This window comes from Tissierella sp. MB52-C2 (assembly GCF_030931715.1).
In the GTDB taxonomy this organism is placed as follows: domain Bacteria; phylum Bacillota; class Clostridia; order Tissierellales; family Tissierellaceae; genus Tissierella.
Genome location: NZ_CP133261.1, coordinates 1,993,142 through 2,011,986, shown reverse-complemented (window position 1 = coordinate 2,011,986; position 18,845 = coordinate 1,993,142). Strand labels below are relative to the sequence as shown.

The window sequence follows — 18,845 nt, the reverse complement described above, 5'->3', positions numbered from 1 at the left end:
TAGAAATATCAATAAGAGTGGTACCGCGGAATTTACCTTTCGTCTCTATTTAGAGATGGAAGGTTTTTTTATGACCTAACCCAGTTTGTGAGCAAAGCGAACAAATTGATGGTAGGTCAAACGTAACGAGAACCAAATCTATATGAGTGTAACGAGTAAATAGATTTGAGTTTCGAGACTACGTCACAGAACCTAAGCCAGTGAGATGATGTACATCAAACGCAGCAATAACCAACTAAAAAAATTAATTGTCAATTAAATAAGAGGAGGAAAATAAATGAGAGAGTATAGACCAAATGAAATTGAAAAAAAGTGGCATGATATTTGGGATGAAAGACAGCCCTTTAAGGCATCTAATGAAAGTAATAAGCCGAAGTTTTATGCTTTAGTAGAATTTCCTTATCCATCAGGAGAAGGACTGCATGTAGGTCATCCAAGACCATATACTGCATTAGACATTGTGTCTAGAAAGAGAAGACTTGAAGGATATAATGTATTATATCCAATGGGATGGGATGCCTTTGGATTACCAACGGAGAACTATGCAATTAAACATAAAATCCATCCAGAAACAGTTACAGAAAGAAACGTAGCAAAATTTAAATCACAGTTAAAATCCATAGGATTTTCCTTTGATTGGTCAAGGGAAATAAATACTACAGATCCACATTATTATAAATGGACTCAATGGATATTCCTAAAACTATATGAAAAAGGATTGGCATATAAACAAGAAATGCCTATTAACTGGTGTCCATCTTGTAAAGTAGGCTTAGCAAACGAAGAAGTTATTCAAGGAACCTGCGAAAGATGTAGCGGAGAAGTAGTTAGAAAAGTTAAAAACCAATGGATGCTAAAAATAACAGAATATGCAGATAGACTAATTAGTGATTTAGATAAGGTAGATTATATTGAAAGAGTAAAGGCTCAGCAAACTAACTGGATTGGTAAATCTGAAGGAGCAGAGGTAGATTTTCAAATTGCAGGAAAAGAAGATAAGCTAAGAGTATTTACTACAAGACCAGATACATTATTTGGCTCAACATATATGGTTATTGCAGCGGAACATCCTTTAATAGAAAAATATAAGGAAGAAATAACAAACTTAGATGAAATCCATGAATACCAAAATGAAGTAGGTAAAAAATCTGATTTTGAAAGAACAGAATTATCTAAGGATAAAACAGGTATAGAAATAAAAGGGTTAACAGCAATTAATCCTGCTACTGGCGGAGAAATTCCTATTTGGATTTCTGACTATGTTTTAATGAGCTATGGTACAGGTGCAATAATGGCAGTACCAGGACATGATACTCGTGACTGGGAATTTGCTCAGAAATTTAACCTTCCTATAATTGAAGTAATAAAAGGTGGAGATATAGAAAAGGAAGCCTTTACAGATACTGAAAAAGGTATAGTTATAAATTCTGATTTCATCAATGAAATGGAAGTAAAAGAAGCTAAAGAATATATGATTAAATGGTTGGAAGAAAAAAATCTAGGTGTTAGAAAAGTAAACTTTAAATTAAGAGACTGGGTATTCTCTAGACAAAGATATTGGGGAGAGCCAATTCCTCTAGTACACTGTGATGAATGTGGCTGGGTACCTGTTCCAGAGAAGGAATTACCAGTTATGTTACCAGATGTAGAAAACTATGAGCCGACAGATAATGGGGAATCACCTCTTGCAAATATTACAGATTGGGTAGAAACTACTTGTCCAAAATGTGGTGGAAAAGCTCATAGAGAAACTGATACGATGCCTCAATGGGCAGGGTCTTCTTGGTATTTCCTAAGATATATCGATCCATGTAATGAAGAAGAATTTGCTTCTCAAGAAGCTTTAAATTATTGGTTACCAGTAGATTGGTATAATGGTGGAATGGAACATACAACCCTTCACCTACTATATTCAAGATTCTGGCATAAATTCTTATATGATATTGGAGTAGTACCTACGCCAGAGCCATATGCAAAGAGAACTTCCCATGGCATGATTCTAGGAGACAATAATGAAAAAATGTCAAAATCTAGAGGAAATGTAATAAATCCTGATGATATAGTAAGAGACTATGGTGCAGATACTCTTAGAACTTATGAAATGTTTATTGGGGATTTTGAAAAGAGCGTACCTTGGTCAGAAAATGGAGTAAAAGGCTGTAGAAGATTCCTTGAAAGAGTATGGAAACTTCAAGAGATTTTAGTAGATGGTGAAGGCTATACTAAGGAACTAGAAAGTAGTATTCACAAAACTATTAAAAAAGTATCGGCAGATTTTGAAACATTAAAGTTTAATACAGGGATTGCAGCTTTAATGGCTCTATTAAATGAATTTAATGACCATGGTAGTATAACAAAAGAGGATTTGAGAACATTTATAATACTACTAAATCCAGTAGCTCCTCATATAACTGAAGAGATGTGGGAAATATTAGAATTAGAAGGCTATCTACATGAAACTGTTTGGCCAAAATTTAATGAGGAAAAAACTAAAGATAAAGTAATAGACCTACCAGTTCAAGTAAATGGCAAAGTAAGAGGTACAATACAAATTAGTGTTGACGAATCTCAAGATATAGCAAGAGAAAAAGCAAAGGCTGATGAAAATATTAATAGATTCCTAGAAGGAAAGAATATAGTAAAGGAAATATTTGTTCCAGGAAAAATATATAACATAGTTGTAAAATAGAATAGGGCTGCCATTGGCAGCCTTTATCTGTTGAGCTTATATTATTCTTCTACCAAACATACCACAATTACAGAAGATTACTACAAGCAGTAAAAAGAAAAATAGTAAAGAACTATCTGTCTCACAACATTCCTCTCTTCTACCTAATAATTCAGTCATAAAGACACCCCCGATTAATAATTATATTAAGTGTTCTCCACTTAAGATATAATATGAGATTAAGGAAAAAAGTGTTAATTAATATTATATTATATTTTACACTACCCTTATGATCTAATGGAGGTAATGACTATTTTATTTTTCTAAGCTGGATAGTTTTCTATATAGGGTTCTAATACTAATCCCTAATTCTTCTGAGGCTTTTTCCTTTCCACTTAAATTCCAACCATACTTATTTAATGTACTAACAATCAAATCCATTTCCTTTTGTGCTATAGATTCTTTAAAATCAAATCTCTCTTTTACAGTAAATTTAGATATTCTATCAGGAAGATTATCAATTTCAATCATATCAGCTTCTTCCATATTGATTGCGTATTCTATGGCATTTTCAAGTTCTCTTATATTTCCAGGCCATGGATAGGATTTTAAAATATCTAAGGCTTCTTCTGAAATATCTTTGACATTTTTAAAAAGCTTTTTATTGTATTTATCTATAAAATGTCTAGTAAGTAACTCTATATCATCTATTCTTTCATTTAGTGGAGGTAAGCAAATAGGTATAACATTTATTCTATAGAACAAATCCTCTCTAAACCTATTTTCTTCCATCATAGATTCTAAATCTTGATTAGTTGCAGCAATAACCCTAATATCCACAGATATAGGGGTAACACTTCCTAATCTTTGTATAGTACTTTCCTGAAGTACTCTTAGGAGTTTAGCCTGTAAATGTTCTTGTAATTCTCCTATTTCATCTAAGAACACTGTTCCACCGTTAGCCATCTCAAAAATTCCCAATTTGCCACCTTTCTTAGCGCCAGTAAAAGCTCCTTCTTCGTACCCAAAAAGCTCAGATTCAAATAGAGAGTCAGGTATATTTGCACAGTTTATTGAGACAAAAGGATTATCAGATCTATTACTTGTGTAATGAATAGCCTTGGCTATCAACTCCTTACCAGTACCAGTTTTTCCAGTAATTAAAACTGAAGAAGATGATGTTGATAATTTTCTAATTCTATTCTTTATATTATTGATTTTGTAATCATTAGTAATAATAGAATTTAAATAATCTTGATGTAAATATTGTTTAGATGGACCAACATCTTTTTCCAATTTAATAAAATAGCCAATGATATCAAATTCTATTATTAAAGGTGTAATATGAATAATTCCTTGAAAACTTTCACTAACAGAATATTTTTTTCTAGGTTTACTAGTACTCAATATCCAATTACAAATGCTTTCAGGGAAAATAATATCTATAGTTTGAGTGTATAAATTACAATAGGAAAGTAGGTCTTCAAATTCTTGATCCCAGTGTACCAGAAGGCCATTTTTGTCTATTATTATATAACTAGAATTGTTTTCTTTAGTTATCTCGTGAATTACTTTATGTAACATTTGAATATTATTATTTGAAATTTCATTTTGAGCAAACATAGAAATCAGTTGTGAAGTATTTTCTAAAACATTCATATAGTTACGTATATTTTCTTCAATCAAAGTATGTCCTTCTTGGGAAAAGGAAGTAAGGCTTAAAACACCTACAGGAATTCCATTTAATTTAATACAAGACAAAACTTCTATAGTTGAAGGACAATTATTTACAAATCTACATCCTATACATGAGTTCATTAAGCCAGGCTTATTTACTATTACATTTCCTAGGTTCAAAACTTCTTCTATTGAAGCTGAGTGAACATTTCTTCCTTTTCTTTGCAAATAGATTTGTGTGCTACTTACTAATTCTGAGTTGGTATTAAATACGGCATACTCCATATTTGTTAGATTAGCCATAGTAGATATTATGTTTTCCAAACTAGGTTTAATATTTTTCAAATTCATATCTATCACCTCTTTGTCATAGTTGGCAATAATATGTTAATATTTGCCTTTGAAGACAATTAAATTATATCATATTAGCTTGACAAGGCAATGGATAATATATAATATTCTGAATATTTCCTGTAATCATGGGGTTTTTATGAAAAAGATTATTTTATTAACTTATTGGCATACTTTATGCAAGTATATATTGTTGAATGTAAAGGAAGATTAAAAAAGGGGGAAGAAGATGAATAATCCATTAGATTTAAAAGGTAGGGTAGCTATTGTTTCAGGTGGGGCTTCTGGAATAGGATTAGCCACTGGAAAATTGTTGGCAGAATATGGTGCAAAAGTTGTGCTACTTGATGTAAATCAGGAAAGTGGAGAAAAAGCAGTTATGGAAATAATAAATGAAGGTAATTTTGCCATCTTTAAAAAATGTAATGTAACCAATAATGAAGAGTGTAAAACTACTATTGAATCAATAGAAAGGGAATTTGGTAGAATTGATATATTGTTTAATAATGCAGGTGTTACAGTAAGAAAGACAGTTGTAGATTTGACTGAAGCTGAGTGGGATTTTGTCCTTGATGTAGGACTTAAGGGAACATATCTACTTTCCAAGTACACCATACCTGTAATGGCAAAAGGTGGTGGAGGAAGCATAGTAAATACTGGGTCAGGCTGGGGTTTGAAAGGTGGAGATAAGGCAGCTGCATACTGTGCAGTAAAGGGTGGGATTGTAAACTTAACTCGTGCTATGGCAATAGATCATGGGGGACAAAATATTAGGGTTAATTCAATTAATCCAGGAGATACAGATACTGCTATGCTTAGAAGTGAAGGAGAACAATTAGGTTTTAAATCAGAAATAGATAAATTTTTAGTTGATTCAGCTAAGGGAAGACCTTTAGAAAGGTTAGGAGAGCCACTAGATATAGCTAAAGCAGTACTATTCTTATGTAGTGATTTATCCGCATGGATTACTGGTACAGCTTTGGTTGTTGATGGTGGAGGGATTGCATAATAAAAATTAGGAGGTAGAAGTATGACAATTCGTGGATTTAAAAATCATCCTTATATTCCAAACTCTAATTTAGAAGTTCAGCAAGAAATGTTAAGGGAAATAGGATTGGAATCTTTAGACGATTTGCATGTAGAAATACCAGAAGAATTAAAATTAAAGAAGGCTTTGAATTTACCAAAAGCTTTTGAGTCAGAATATGAGCTTAAAAGATCTATAAATAAAATAATGAATAAAAATATTTCAAGTAATGAATATATAAATTTTTTAGGAGCAGGATGTTGGCAACATTATGTACCTGCCGTATGTGATGAAATAAATAGTAGAGCTGAATTTTTAACAGGGTATGCAGGTGAACCCTATAATGACCATGGAAGATTTCAAACACTATTCGAATACGAATCTCTAGTAGCAGAACTATTAGATATGGATGTGGTTAATGTTCCGACATTTGATTGGGCTCAAGCTGCTGCTACATCCCTTAGAATGGCTTCAAGAATTACTAGGAGATCAGAAGCCTTAGTTGTAGGAACTATTTGCCCTGATAGGCTAATGATAATACAAAATTATTGTGATCCAGGAGTTGAAATTAAATTAATTGATTTCAATAAAAAAACAGGGAGAATGGACTTAGAGGATTTAAAGAAAAACATTTCCAATAATACTGCTGCAGTATACTTTGAAAATCCATCATATTTAGGATTTTTGGAAGATCAAGGGGAAGCAATCTCAAAAATAACCCATGATAGAGGTGCAATTTTGGTAGTAGGTGTTGATCCAAGTAGCCTTGGCGTGTTAGCTCCTCCATCCCATTATGGCGCTGATATAATCTGTGGAGATCTTCAACCTCTAGGTATGCATATGAATTATGGTGGTAATCAGTCAGGGTTTATATCCACTAAGGACGAAGAAAGGTTTGTAATGGAGTTTCCATCTAGATTATTTGGTATAGCTCCTACCATTAAAGAAGGAGAATATGGATTTGGAGATATAGCCTATGAAAGAACTTCCTTTGGTAACTTAAGGGAAAAGGGAAAGGAATATGTAGGTACTCAAACAGCTTTACTGGGTATTACTGCTGGAGTTTATTTATCTCTGATGGGGCCTAAAGGAATGTATGAACTAGGAGAAAATATTGTACAAAAATCTTTATATGCTATTGAAGAACTATCTAAATTAAAGGGTGTAAAAGGTTCTAGATTTAACAATATTGGATTTAAGGAATTTGTTGTAGATTTTAATCACACGGGGAAAACTGTCGAAGAAATAAATGAGGAACTATTAGTTAAAGGCATATTTGGTGGAAAAGACTTATCTGAGGAATTTCCTGAATTAGGGCAATGTGCTTTATATTGTGTTACTGAAATTCACTTAAAGGAAGATATAGATAATCTAGTGAAGGCTATTAGAGAAATCATAGAATGATAATCTATAGAAAGGATTGATTGAATGAAGCGAATAGTTAGAAATTCTAAGGTTAGAGATTTTCACCAAGCAAGATGGAATGAGCCAATAATATTTGAATTAAGTCGTAAGGGTGAGAGAGGGGTCTTAGTGCCAAAAGCAGAAGCAGATATAGTAAAGCAAGTTGGAGATGGATTATCTAAAATTCCTTCCAAAATGAGAAGAAATGGATTACCTAACTTGCCAGAGATAAATCAAAAAAGGGTATTAATGCACTATTTGAGACTATCACAAGAAACATTAGGTGGAGATGTTAATATTGAAATCGGACAAGGGACCTGTACGGTTAAATATAATCCTAAAATTAACGATAAAATAGCAAATAATGAAAAGATGACAGCTTTGCATCCATTACAAGATAAAAGCACTGTTCAAGGGATATTGGAGATAATATATAAAACAGATTTAATGATGAGAGAAATATCAGGTATGAAATATTTCAGCTTCCAGCCAGGTGGAGGATCCCAGGCAACTATGTCTATGGCGTCCATTGTTAGAATGTATCATAGATTGAGGGGAGAAGAAGATAAGAGAGATGAAATAATAACAACCGTATACTCTCACCCTTCAGATGCTGCTGCACCAGCATTAAAGGGATATAAAATAATTACAATTATGACAGATGAAAATGGTCAACCTGATTACGAAGCATTCAAAGCTGCAGTTAGTGAAAGAACAGCTGCTTTCGTAGTAGCTAATCCTGAGGATACTGGAATTTTTAATCCTCGAATCAAGGAGTTCACGGATTTAATCACCAAGGCTGGTGGGTTAAATTGTTATGATCAAGCTAATGCCAATGGACTCTTTGGAATAGCAAGAGCTAAGGAAGCAGGTTTTCATATGTGTTACTTCAATCTTCACAAATCTTTCGGAACACCTCATGGATGTGGTGGTCCAGGTTCTGGTGCATTAGGAGTAATTGAAGAATTGAGAGATTATTTACCAAAACCCTTAGTAGAATTTGATGGAGATAAATATTTCTTAGACTATGATTTGAAAAACAGCATTGGAAAGGTAAAGTCATTCCAAGGTAGTCCCCAAGTTGTGCTTAAGGCATATGCTTGGATTATGAGTTTAGGGGCTGAGGGACTCTATGAAGTGGCTAAGATTGCATCTCTTAATAATATTTATCTAATAAATAAATTATTAGAGTATAAAGGGTTAACAGTGCCATATAAAGTAGATACTCAAAGGATTGAACAAGCTAGATATACTATGGAAGAAATAACTAAGGATACAGGTATTACATCAGGGGACTTAGCTAGGAGGATAATGGATTTCGGTATGCATATTTGGTCAAGTCACCATCCCTACTATATCCCAGAACCACTTACTTTGGAACCTACCGAAACACCATCTAAAGATGATTTAGATGAATATATAAAGACAATTCATCACATATTTGATGAGGCATATGAGAATCCTGAAATAATCCATAATGCACCACATAATAGTACTATTCATCAAGTAGATGAAACAAGCCTAGATGATCCAGAAAAATGGTGTCCAACTTGGAGAGTTTATCTTAGAAAGACAAAAGAAGATTAATATGGAAGTGATAGTATGAAAATCATAGGTCTAATAATTAATCCCATAGCTGGAATGGGTGGTAGAGTTGGACTAAAAGGTACAGATGGTATAGAGACTTTAAATAAGGCCATACAACTGGGGGCTATTAAAGAAGCCCCCAACAAAGCCATAAAAGCATTAAGAAAATTAGAACCAATAAAGAAAGAGTTATTGATCTTAACTTCTTCCTCAGATATGGGTGAAAATCAATGTAGAACTTTAGGCTTTAATTACGAAATAGTACACAAATCAAATAACATAACTGGTTTTTTAGATACATTAAATGCAGCTAAAATAATGGAAGAAAGGGGTGTAGATTTAATTATTTTTGTAGGTGGGGATGGTACTGCAAGGGATATCTATAATGCTGTGGAGAATAGAGTTGTTACAGTAGGAATTCCTGCAGGGGTGAAGATTCACTCTCCTGTCTATGGAAATACACCAGAATTAGCGGGAGAATTAGCTTTAATGTATTTGAAAGATAGTAGCCTTCATATAAAGGAAGAGGAAGTCGTAGATATAGATGAAGAGGCCTTTAGAAATAATCAGGTTAGGACAGAACTCTTTGGATATTTGAAGGTACCTTATAAAAAAGAATGGTTACAAAACAAAAAGGCACCTACTCCTTTAGGGGAAGAGGAGAGCCAAAAGGCAATTGCATTAGACATAATAGATAATATGGTAGAAGAGGTATATTATATAATAGGTCCAGGCACCACTACAAGAGCCATTATGGATCAACTTATTTTGCCTAATTCATTATTAGGTGTAGATATTATTAAGAATAAATCCATAGTTAAGTTGGATTGTAATGAAAAAGATATATTAAATATATTAGGAAATGGCACAGGGAAGTTAATTATCACTCCCACAGGAGGGCAAGGATATCTTTTGGGAAGAGGTAATCAACAAATTAGTTCAAAGGTTATTGAAAAAATAAAAAAAGACAATATCATAATAATTTCTCCAAACTCAAAGATAATTGAATTAAAAGGAAATCCACTATTAATATATACAGATAATGAAGCTCTTGATAAAAGCCTGCAAGGATACTATAGGATTAAAATTGGATATGGAATGAACATAATGTATAAGGTTTCAGTAGGTTACTAATGAAACCTATTTTCTCAACTAAAATTTTCAGAATATTAAGATGAATGATAGGGAATTAACAAGTGAAGTACTAATCGTATTTTTAAAAAATATTATCATTATTCCATAAGACGGGGGGAGAAAAATGATTTTTATTAAATTTTCACCAATAATTGTTATGGTAACTGCTTTATTATCAGGTATAGATGTAAAAGTTGCTGCTAGTTATGCAACGATATATGGTATTATAATAGCTATGCTAGTTGAAAAACGCAAGTTTAAAGATGTAACTAAAGTAGTTTATGATGGTGCAGGTTCTGTAATGGAAGTCTATTTCATATTGATGTTTTCATACGCTATGGCTGAAGTGTTTATGGCTACTGGTGTAGGAGCATCAATAATAAGAATATCGCTACAATTGGGACTATCAAGTAAAACAGTTGCACTTGTTGGATTCTTGGTTACATGCGTTTTATCAGTTGCAACTGGTACTTCATGGGGAACTTTTGCGGCATGTGCACCGATTTTTCTCTGGGCAAACCATATTGTAGGAGGAAGTGTTGCACTTACACTAGCTTCCATAGTTGGAGGATCTTGCTTTGGAGATAATATAGGATTAATTTCCGATACCACAATAGTGAGTTCAGGAATTCAGGAAGTAGGAATCGTAGATAGAATAAGACATCAGGGGGTATGGTCCGTATTATGTTTAATTTTAGCAGCCATATTAATATATGTAACAGCTGTTGGAATGCAGCTTCCAGATAACACCATTAGCGCGGCAGAAGCAATCAACCAAATACCGGAAGAAGCTTGGTTAACTTTAGAGGCAGAAAGACCATCAGCAGTTGCTCTTTTGAATCAAGTTAAAGATGGTGTGCCACTGTATATGGCCATACCTTTAGTCATTGTTCTTGTTGCTGCATTTAAAGGACTTCCCACAATTGTATGTTTACTTATAGGAATGATTGGAGCTTTTATACTGGGCAGTGTGGCTAAGACTATTGACTTTATGACTTTAAGTGATCTATTATATACAGGATTCTCAGATGCCGGTAATAATTCTGTATCAATGATGCTATGGGCTGTTGGTTTTGGAGCTGTTATGGGTATGATGAATGCATTTGAGCCATTATCAAGATTTATAATGAAAATATCGAGAAATGTAAAACAATTAATGTTCTACAATGGTATACTGTGTATATTTGGTAATGTAGCTTTAGCAGATGAGATGGCACAAATTGTCACTATTGGGCCAATGCTTAAAAGCATGACTGATGAGAATGTAGAAGCCAGTGAAGAAGATATGTATAAGTTACGCCTTAGAAATGCCACTTTATCTGATGCAATGGGTGTTTATTCTGCTCAATTTGTACCATGGCATTGTTATGTTGTATATTTTCTCTCTATAGCTAGTTCTATATACCCACTTCATACATTTACTTTTGGTGATATTATAAAATATAACTACATGAGTATAATAGCAGTTGTATCTATACTTCTACTTACATTAACAGGAGCTGATAAGTTTATACCATTATTTGGCGTACCAAGGGAACCACAAGTAAAACTAAAAGGCAAAAAAGAGATAGCCGTATCAGAATAATTGAAAAGCTAAAAGGCAAGGTATTGCCTTTTAGCTTTTTCCTACATATTTTGATGTTGTAAGGTCTAGCATACCGCCATAGTCTATATTAAACTCAATTATTGAACCTACTTGGATTTCCTGCTTACAATCTGTTACATCTAAAATCATATGATCACTGCTTGCACCTAAGATTTCTATAGAACTGTCTATAGGTGAAATACCATCTAATCCACAATCCTGTTTACCTAAGGCGATAATTGCCCGCTTTCTATTGCCTCTATCTTGAAAATTTACTGCTTTGCCAAAAGCATCTCTTCCAATTTCCCCAATAGGATGAGATGGTTTTATCTTCAGTTCTATTACTTGAGTCTTAAGGACTATTGTATTTACTTCAGCTCCTGGAATAGGCTTAAGAGTTTTAATATCAGTCCCAAGTAAAATTGCTTCACCTATACGTAATTGGTTTATACCTGAAGCCATTTTTCTATTATCTAGTAAATCCAAATTAACCGTACTGCCCCCTGAAAGAGTTTTTAATTGAATTTTATATTTGCTTTCGATTTTGATGGCTAAATCTACTAATATTTTGGTGTTTTCATAACTTGGTAATACACCGCCATAACAACCTACATTTGTTCCAAGACCTTCTAACTCAATATTAGGGAGTTCTAATATATTTTCAACAATATCCAATACATCTTCAGGAAGTACACCTTCCCTTAGATCTCCTACATCAACCATCAAAATTACCTTATGAACTTTATTAAGGATAACAGCTTTTTCCGATAATGCCTTTATTACTGTTAATTCGGAATTTAGACTGCCATAAGTAAATTTAATTACATTTTCGACTTCTGCCATCATGGGGATTCGAATAAGGTATATAGGTACATCTATTCCAGCATCTCTCATACTTATGATATTGCTCATTCGAGAGTCTCCAAGTTTTGGCACACCACCATCTAACATAGCTTTAACTGCTGGAATAAATGCACAAATTCCTTTGGTAATACCCATTACTTCAATTCCAGATTTTTTGCAAATATTTACAACTAACTCTGCATTCTTTTGAATTTTTTTAGTATCTACATAGATTGAAGGCAATTGCATAGAATCACTCCATTACATATTTATTTGATATATTCAATTAGATGCAATGTTTATGCCAATGGAAGTAATCTGGAGAACTTAATAATCTATAATAAAAGGGCCATAAGATGGTAATCATGCTGTCATAAAAGATTACAGAAGATAGAGTATATAATATTAATTGGAATTATATTCTTACTTTGCCATAATTGTCAATATATCAATTGACTATGTCAAATAAATAATAGAGATAGGATGAAGAAATTTATTTACTAGATAACTATAGGTAAATACAGATGAAACAATAAATAAAAGTATTAGCATAATCCTATCAATAATTTTCATCTCCTATATCTTGATATTAATATTATATTAATCTTATATGATTGAATTATGATATAATATTCTAAAATAATATAAAAGGAGACCACCGTGAAAAATAAAAGAAATAGCAAATTGATTTTATCAATTGTTTTAGGGTTTTTAATTATGGGATTATCTGGATGTGCCATAATTAGAGATAAACTTGCCACAATAAGAGGAGATTTGATTGGCGTACATTTTAATATATCCACATATGACCATTATGCTAACAAAATCCTTTCAGTAGAGGGAAGCAAAATAACAGTAGGGCTGCTTGAAAATGATGCTAATAATGGCTTAGAATCTACAGGATTTGAATCTAGTGTATTGGAGATAACCATTAATGGAAATAAGATGTTGCAAGTTAGTAATACAGCTGTTTTGCAGAAGACAGGCTAGATTTATTAGAGGAATTTTAATAGGATTATATCAAGGAAGAAGTGTATATGTAACGGTGTGAGATAAGCTAAAGAAGATGAAAAATTAGGTTATAAATCTTTGAAAAAAAGATTAAGTCTTTTTCAAATTTAATAAAATAGAATTATTTATGATGCTGTGGTATAGTTTATATTATAGATTTTAAATAATATTGTAGGGATGGTCTATAATGAAAAAGAATTTAGCTGATAGAATTTTAGGTCTCATAATAGGATTAAATATTATTGTATTTTTAATATTCATCTTTTTTTATATTCCTATGGTAGTATATTTTATAAATATATGTGTGTTCCTTTTAGTACAATTTGTTGCTATACCAATAAATGAATATGTAAAAAAAGATGTTTTAAAAAACAACTTAATAATTTTTAAAATCATTATAAGAATAGGATTAATTTTGATATTGATCATATCCTTATATAAAATAATCTTATCAAGAAACTATAATTTAAAATATACATATTGGATATGTTTAATTGCATTTGGTTTAATATTATTTACCAGATTCATTGAAAGATTGGTTAAAGATTACAAGGAAAGAAAATTAAATGAGAAAAAACATAATAAATTATATATAGCAACAAACATATTAATAGCCACTTTTATTATAGGTGTTGTGGGATACAATATAGGACAATCCTATATTCATCCTAAAAGAGATATATATCTTAATAATATTAAAGTTCCAGAATGCATTGTAATTTATAAGCATGATGCTAATGAATCAAGGAAAACTTCCTTAAATCTAAACACAAATATTAAAATTGAATCTCTTGAGGATTTAGAAAAAATCACAATGGAATTAAATTCAAAAGTGATTAAAAGTATTACAACAACTGATCTTTTTAACTATGAAAGAATGAGAAGTGATAATAGTCCGTATTATTTAATGTCATTTCATTATGAAGATTCAATTAATACGGAAAATAGGTTAGAAAATGGTTATATCAGCTTTATTATAATGACATCAAATGGAAATACAGCAATTGGAGAAATAAATAGGAGGGAGGATTTTATATTTGGTAACAAATACTATAATGAGATTTTTCCTATTAGTTTTTCTGAGGAAACAGTAAATATGATTTTTACTTATTTGGATTAGATATTCAGCTACCAAGTAGATACTTTTCAGGAATTATATTATTAAGAAGGAAATTAATGAAACAAATAATTAATTCACTATAAATATATTCTAAAATAATATAAAAGGAGACCGTCATGAAAAATAAAAGAAATAGCAAATTGATTTTATCAATTGTTTTAGGGTTTTTAATTATGGGATTATCTGGATGTGCCATAATTAGAGATAAACTTGCCACAATAAGAGGAGATTTGATTGGCGTACATTTTAATATATCCACATACGATCACTATGCTAACAAAACCCTTTCAGTAGAGGGGAGTAAAATAACAGTAGGACTATTTGAAAATGATGCTAATAATGACTTAGAATCTACAGGATTTGGATCTAGTGTATTGGAGATAACCATTAATGGAAATGAGATGTTACAAGTTGGTAATACAGTTATTTTTGCAGAAGATGGACTAGATATGGTAGAGGGATTCCAAGTTCCAACTGATATAAATGTAAAATCAGGTGGTGGATTTGTACCCTTAGATAGATATATAAATGATTTGAAAAATAAAATTGGCAAGGAAAAAACAATTATTATATCAAGTCAAATGGGGATTCCAATAGGAGTGTACCAAGGTAAAAGTGTATATGTAACAGTGCCAGATAATTTGCCTAAGATGACGAGATTAAATATAGATGGAAAGAGTTTATATATTCATAGAGCAAATTATGTTATTATAGATTCAAATTTAATAACATAAATATAGTGGTGTAGTTAAGAATTAAGGATTGAAATTCCTAATTCTTAACTAGCTATATAAATTATTAGAATGTAAATTGTCCATGCGTGAACAAAACCACAGGTTACTATACTTTATTAATAGAACTTATTAGTGTTTATATTGGTGAATATAGAAATCAGATGTAGTTATAATGCTACATAGATTTATACTCTCTTTTTAATATCCCCATAAATATAGTATCTACATATTTTCCATTCTTAAAAGAATTCTCTCTTATTCTACCTTCCTCCTTAAAGCCACATTTTTTATAGCAATTAATGGCTCTTTCATTATGAGCGCTTACTTCTAGATCTAATTTATGAAGGTTTAGACTGTTAAATACAAATTCCTGTATTAATTTAATTGATTCTGAGCCATACCCCTTATTTAAATTATCTTTTGTGCCTATTACAATTCCCAAAGTAGCAACTCTATTAATCCAATCAATTTTAACTAGGTCTGCTTGCCCAATATATTCTTCAGTCTCTTTATGGGCAATAACAAAACCTCTCATATTAGAATTGCCTTGTAACAATGCATCTAAAAAGCTTTCAGTATTATTTAATGTATGGGGGTATAGAAAAATATCACTTAGGTATTGTGTAATCTCTATATCATTTACCCAATTTCGCATATAAGTCAAATCTTCTTTTCTATATTCTCTTAAAATAATCCTTTCTCCAGTTAATCTATACAATATCCTCACCCCTTATAATTTTGTTTATTATATCATAATCAAGAAGATAAACAATAAGAATTTTCAAAACAATTTCCCTAATATCTTATGAAAAACTTTTCAGTATAAAGAAGGACTTCAAATACTTATATATAATGACAAAGTATGATATTATGTAGATAAGAGAGAAAATATTAAGCTTGTTTAATATTTTCATAATTGGATATTAATCAAATATCCTACATACATTAAAGTAGAGGTGGTATATTTATAAAATATTATAAAAGGAGATAGAGAATATGACTATTTTAACGAGATTTAAGGATATTATGTCTAGTAATATTAATGCATTATTAGATAAAGCTGAAAATCCAGAGAAAATGATAGATCAAATTTTAAGAAATCTTAATAAGGATTTAGGTAATGTAAAGGCTGAAACTGCATCTATAATGGCACAAGAACAAAGGGCAAAAAGAGAATTAGACGAATGTGCAGAAGAAGTTAATAAAATGGAAAGGTATGCCATAAAGGCATTGGAGGCAAACAATGAAGATGATGCTAGGAAATTCTTAGAGAAAAAAACAGAGCTTACTGCAAAACAAGCTGAACTACAAGAATCCTATGATTTGAGCCAAAGTAATGCCATAAGAATGAGAGAAATGCACGACAAATTAGTTGCAGATATTGGGGAATTAGAATCTAGAAGGACTATGATAAAAGGAAAGATGGCAGTAGCTAAAACTCAAGATAGGATCAATCAAATTGGCTCATCTGTAAATTCTGCCAATAGATCTATATCTGCATTTGAAAGAATGGAAGAAAAAGCAAACAGAGCTTTAGATGAAGCAAATGCCATGGCAGAACTTAATAGAGGTACAAAGGATGATATAAAGGATTTAACAGCTAAATATGACCAAAATACAGATATAGATGATGAGTTGGCAGGACTTAAGAAAAGATTAAATAAATAATATAAAAAGCTGTAGCATAGTCTACGGCTTTCCTATTGAAAATATTTAATCTTTTATGGAGGTGAAGATATGGTAATACACTATAAATGTCCTAATTGTGGATCAGATATGATTTTTGATAGTGAATCAGGGATGCTTAGTTGTGGGAGCTGTGGGAGAAAAGAAGGTATAGATAGCTTTCCTAAGGAAAATATAGAAACTATCTTTGAAGAAAATGACGGTAAAGAATATCATTGTAAAAACTGTGGTGCTACACTGATTACTGATAAAGATACGACAGCTATAAACTGTAGTTTCTGTGGAGCTGGGGTAGTACTTTTAGATAGATTGACTGGGAACTTAGCTCCATCTAAAGTAATTCCGTTTACAATAAGTAAGGAAAGGGCTATGAAAGCCTTTCAAACTTGGTGTAAAAATGGATTATTGACTCCAGAAGGTTTTATGACTGCCGATAGAGTCAAGGGAATAACTGGAATGTATGTACCTTTTTGGCTATACGATTTAAATAGCAGAGCAGAAGTAAATGCCGTAGGCACTAAAGTGAGAACTTATACTAAGGGAGAATACATATATACAGAAACTAGTTATTATGATGTATACAGAGATATAAATGTTGATTATATGAAAGTTCCCGTAGACGCTTCAGAGAAAATGGATGATAAGCTTATGGATAGATTAGAGCCCTATAATTACGGTCAATTAAAGGATTTTAATACTCCTTATTTAGCAGGATATATTGCTGAGAAATATAATTATGATCATAGGGAATTGCTTCCAAGGGCAGCATCTAAAATACATAGATATGTAAAATCCTTGGCTAGATCTACAATATCCGGATATACAACTATTAATTATAATCGAGAGGATATAGTTACAAGGAATAGACAGGCATATTATACCCTTTTACCTGTTTGGGTGGTCTATTATGATTATAAGGGGTCAGAATATGTATTTGCTATGAATGGTCAGACAGGAAAGGTTGTAGGAAGGCCACCTATTAGTAAGGCTAAGGTAGCCACTTGGTTCGGTAGAGTTGCAGTGGGAGTATTTGTATTTCTCAAGCTTGCATCCTTACTTATGGGAGGTGGAATATGGTGAAATATAGGACATATCTAAAATGGCTATTGTCTTTAGTGATTATATTTGCTTTAATATCTAGTATAGCCTTAGGAGAATCAAATTCTAAGGAAAGAATATATGATTTTGCTAATCTATTGACTAAAGAGGAAAAAATGGAGCTTGAAAAAATATCAAGTAAATATAGTCCTAAGAGAGAAACAGACTTTATAATACTTACTATCTCAGACCCAATTGGAAAGGATATAGTAGATTATATGGAAGATTTTTATTATGAGAATGGATTAGGATATGATAAACCCCATGGCAATATTGCCATATTAACAATTGATATGAAAAATAGAGATGTATATTTAGCAGGTTATTATAAGGCGGAGAAATATTTAGATGATTATAGATTAGACATTATTAGAGATAAAATCACTCCAGATTTATCTCAAGGAAATTACTATGATGCTTTTTATACATTTATTAAAACCTCTTATAAATATATGGGAATACGTCCTGGAGTAAATCCTGAAAATGTATTATTTGAATTTTGGTTTCAAATAATAATCTCCCTTGGAATAGCAAGTATAACAGTAGGGATTATGGCTTACAATTCAGGTGGAAGAACAACGGTAAATGCAGCTACTTATCAAGACCCTACAAGCTCTAAAATTCTTAATAGGCGAGATAACTATTTGAGAACTGATGTAAGTAAACGTAAAAAACCATCAGACAATAATTCCAGTGGTGGAAGCTCCGTTGGAAGAAGTAGTAGTGGAAGCTCTGTTGGAGGAAGTAGTGGTGGAAGCTCTGTTGGAGGAAGTAGTGGTGGAAGCTCTGTTGGAGGAAGTAGTGGTGGAAGTTTTGTTGGAAGAAGTAGTGGTGGAAACTCTGTTGGAAAAAGTAGTGGCGGAGGTGTATCTGGAGGAGGACACTCAAATAGCAGCAGTAGAGGTAAATTTTAAGATACG

At 31.9% G+C, this 18,845-nt stretch carries 16 protein-coding genes and 1 other annotated feature (1 of these 17 cut by a window edge); of the genes, 12 read left to right on the top strand and 4 right to left on the bottom strand.

The window, feature by feature from the left end; all coding sequences use genetic code 11:
• Window positions 1-50: a binding site (T-box leader), on the top strand (it extends 153 nt beyond the left edge of the window).
• Between the two features lie 227 nt (window positions 51-277).
• Window positions 278-2,689 (top strand): leucine--tRNA ligase, encoded by a 2,412-nt coding sequence (gene leuS, locus RBU61_RS10155; RefSeq protein ID WP_308875261.1) that lies wholly within the window; start codon window positions 278-280, stop codon window positions 2,687-2,689.
• A gap of 36 nt (window positions 2,690-2,725) precedes the next feature.
• Here the strand turns inward: leuS and RBU61_RS10150 are convergent, their stop codons facing one another.
• On the bottom strand, window positions 2,726-2,848 hold the full coding sequence (locus tag RBU61_RS10150) for a hypothetical protein (protein ID WP_308875259.1): 123 nt from the start codon (window positions 2,846-2,848) through the stop codon (window positions 2,726-2,728).
• 135 nt (window positions 2,849-2,983) lie between these two features.
• A complete protein-coding gene (locus RBU61_RS10145; RefSeq protein ID WP_308875258.1) occupies window positions 2,984-4,696 on the bottom strand; it encodes a sigma 54-interacting transcriptional regulator in 1,713 nt (570 codons plus the stop codon).
• Between the two features lie 229 nt (window positions 4,697-4,925).
• On the opposite strand from RBU61_RS10145, the gene RBU61_RS10140 reads away from it, so the two are divergent.
• The 5 genes from RBU61_RS10140 (at window position 4,926) to RBU61_RS10120 (ending at window position 11,433) form a co-directional block, all read left to right on the top strand.
• Window positions 4,926-5,705: an SDR family NAD(P)-dependent oxidoreductase gene (locus RBU61_RS10140; RefSeq protein WP_308875256.1), complete on the top strand. Its 780-nt coding sequence runs from the start codon at window positions 4,926-4,928 to the stop codon at window positions 5,703-5,705.
• A gap of 21 nt (window positions 5,706-5,726) precedes the next feature.
• On the top strand, window positions 5,727-7,127 hold the full coding sequence (gene gcvPA / locus RBU61_RS10135; protein WP_308875255.1) for an aminomethyl-transferring glycine dehydrogenase subunit GcvPA: 1,401 nt from the start codon (window positions 5,727-5,729) through the stop codon (window positions 7,125-7,127).
• A 24-nt stretch (window positions 7,128-7,151) separates the two neighbouring features.
• Complete coding sequence (gene gcvPB, locus RBU61_RS10130) at window positions 7,152-8,714, top strand: aminomethyl-transferring glycine dehydrogenase subunit GcvPB (RefSeq protein WP_308875254.1); 1,563 nt, start codon at window positions 7,152-7,154, stop codon at window positions 8,712-8,714.
• A gap of 15 nt (window positions 8,715-8,729) precedes the next feature.
• On the top strand, window positions 8,730-9,848 hold the full coding sequence (locus RBU61_RS10125; RefSeq protein WP_308875253.1) for an ATP-NAD kinase family protein: 1,119 nt from the start codon (window positions 8,730-8,732) through the stop codon (window positions 9,846-9,848).
• 124 nt (window positions 9,849-9,972) lie between these two features.
• Entirely contained in the window at window positions 9,973-11,433 is a 1,461-nt protein-coding gene (locus tag RBU61_RS10120; protein WP_308875252.1) for a Na+/H+ antiporter NhaC family protein, read from the top strand.
• 30 nt (window positions 11,434-11,463) lie between these two features.
• On the opposite strand, the gene RBU61_RS10115 is transcribed toward RBU61_RS10120, so the two are convergent.
• Window positions 11,464-12,525, bottom strand: coding sequence for an alanine/ornithine racemase family PLP-dependent enzyme (locus tag RBU61_RS10115; RefSeq protein WP_308875251.1), 1,062 nt, complete (start codon window positions 12,523-12,525; stop codon window positions 11,464-11,466).
• Window positions 12,526-12,936: 411 nt separating this feature from the next.
• Here RBU61_RS10115 and RBU61_RS10110 point away from each other — a divergent pair, with 411 nt between their 5' ends.
• The 3 genes from RBU61_RS10110 to RBU61_RS10100 all read left to right on the top strand — a co-directional run bounded on the left by RBU61_RS10110 (window position 12,937) and on the right by RBU61_RS10100 (window position 15,141).
• The gene (locus tag RBU61_RS10110; RefSeq protein WP_308875250.1) at window positions 12,937-13,266 is read left to right on the top strand and encodes a DUF5052 family protein; all 330 of its coding nucleotides are present in this window, start codon (window positions 12,937-12,939) and stop codon (window positions 13,264-13,266) included.
• Between the two features lie 208 nt (window positions 13,267-13,474).
• The gene (locus RBU61_RS10105; protein ID WP_308875249.1) at window positions 13,475-14,407 is read left to right on the top strand and encodes a hypothetical protein; all 933 of its coding nucleotides are present in this window, start codon (window positions 13,475-13,477) and stop codon (window positions 14,405-14,407) included.
• A 116-nt stretch (window positions 14,408-14,523) separates the two neighbouring features.
• Entirely contained in the window at window positions 14,524-15,141 is a 618-nt protein-coding gene (locus RBU61_RS10100; RefSeq protein ID WP_308875248.1) for a DUF5052 family protein, read from the top strand.
• A gap of 175 nt (window positions 15,142-15,316) precedes the next feature.
• Here RBU61_RS10100 and RBU61_RS10095 read toward each other — a convergent pair whose 3' ends face one another.
• Entirely contained in the window at window positions 15,317-15,859 is a 543-nt protein-coding gene (locus RBU61_RS10095; RefSeq protein ID WP_308875247.1) for a GNAT family protein, read from the bottom strand.
• A gap of 278 nt (window positions 15,860-16,137) precedes the next feature.
• Here RBU61_RS10095 and RBU61_RS10090 point away from each other — a divergent pair, with 278 nt between their 5' ends.
• The 3 genes from RBU61_RS10090 (at window position 16,138) to RBU61_RS10080 (ending at window position 18,839) form a co-directional block, all read left to right on the top strand.
• Window positions 16,138-16,809, top strand: coding sequence for a PspA/IM30 family protein (locus RBU61_RS10090; protein ID WP_308875246.1), 672 nt, complete (start codon window positions 16,138-16,140; stop codon window positions 16,807-16,809).
• Between the two features lie 69 nt (window positions 16,810-16,878).
• The gene (locus RBU61_RS10085; RefSeq protein WP_308875245.1) at window positions 16,879-17,907 is read left to right on the top strand and encodes a TFIIB-type zinc ribbon-containing protein; all 1,029 of its coding nucleotides are present in this window, start codon (window positions 16,879-16,881) and stop codon (window positions 17,905-17,907) included.
• The gene (locus tag RBU61_RS10080) at window positions 17,901-18,839 is read left to right on the top strand and encodes a TPM domain-containing protein (protein ID WP_308875244.1); all 939 of its coding nucleotides are present in this window, start codon (window positions 17,901-17,903) and stop codon (window positions 18,837-18,839) included. The genes RBU61_RS10085 and RBU61_RS10080 overlap by 7 nt, the downstream gene beginning before the upstream one ends.
• Window positions 18,840-18,845: the final 6 nt, after the last annotated feature.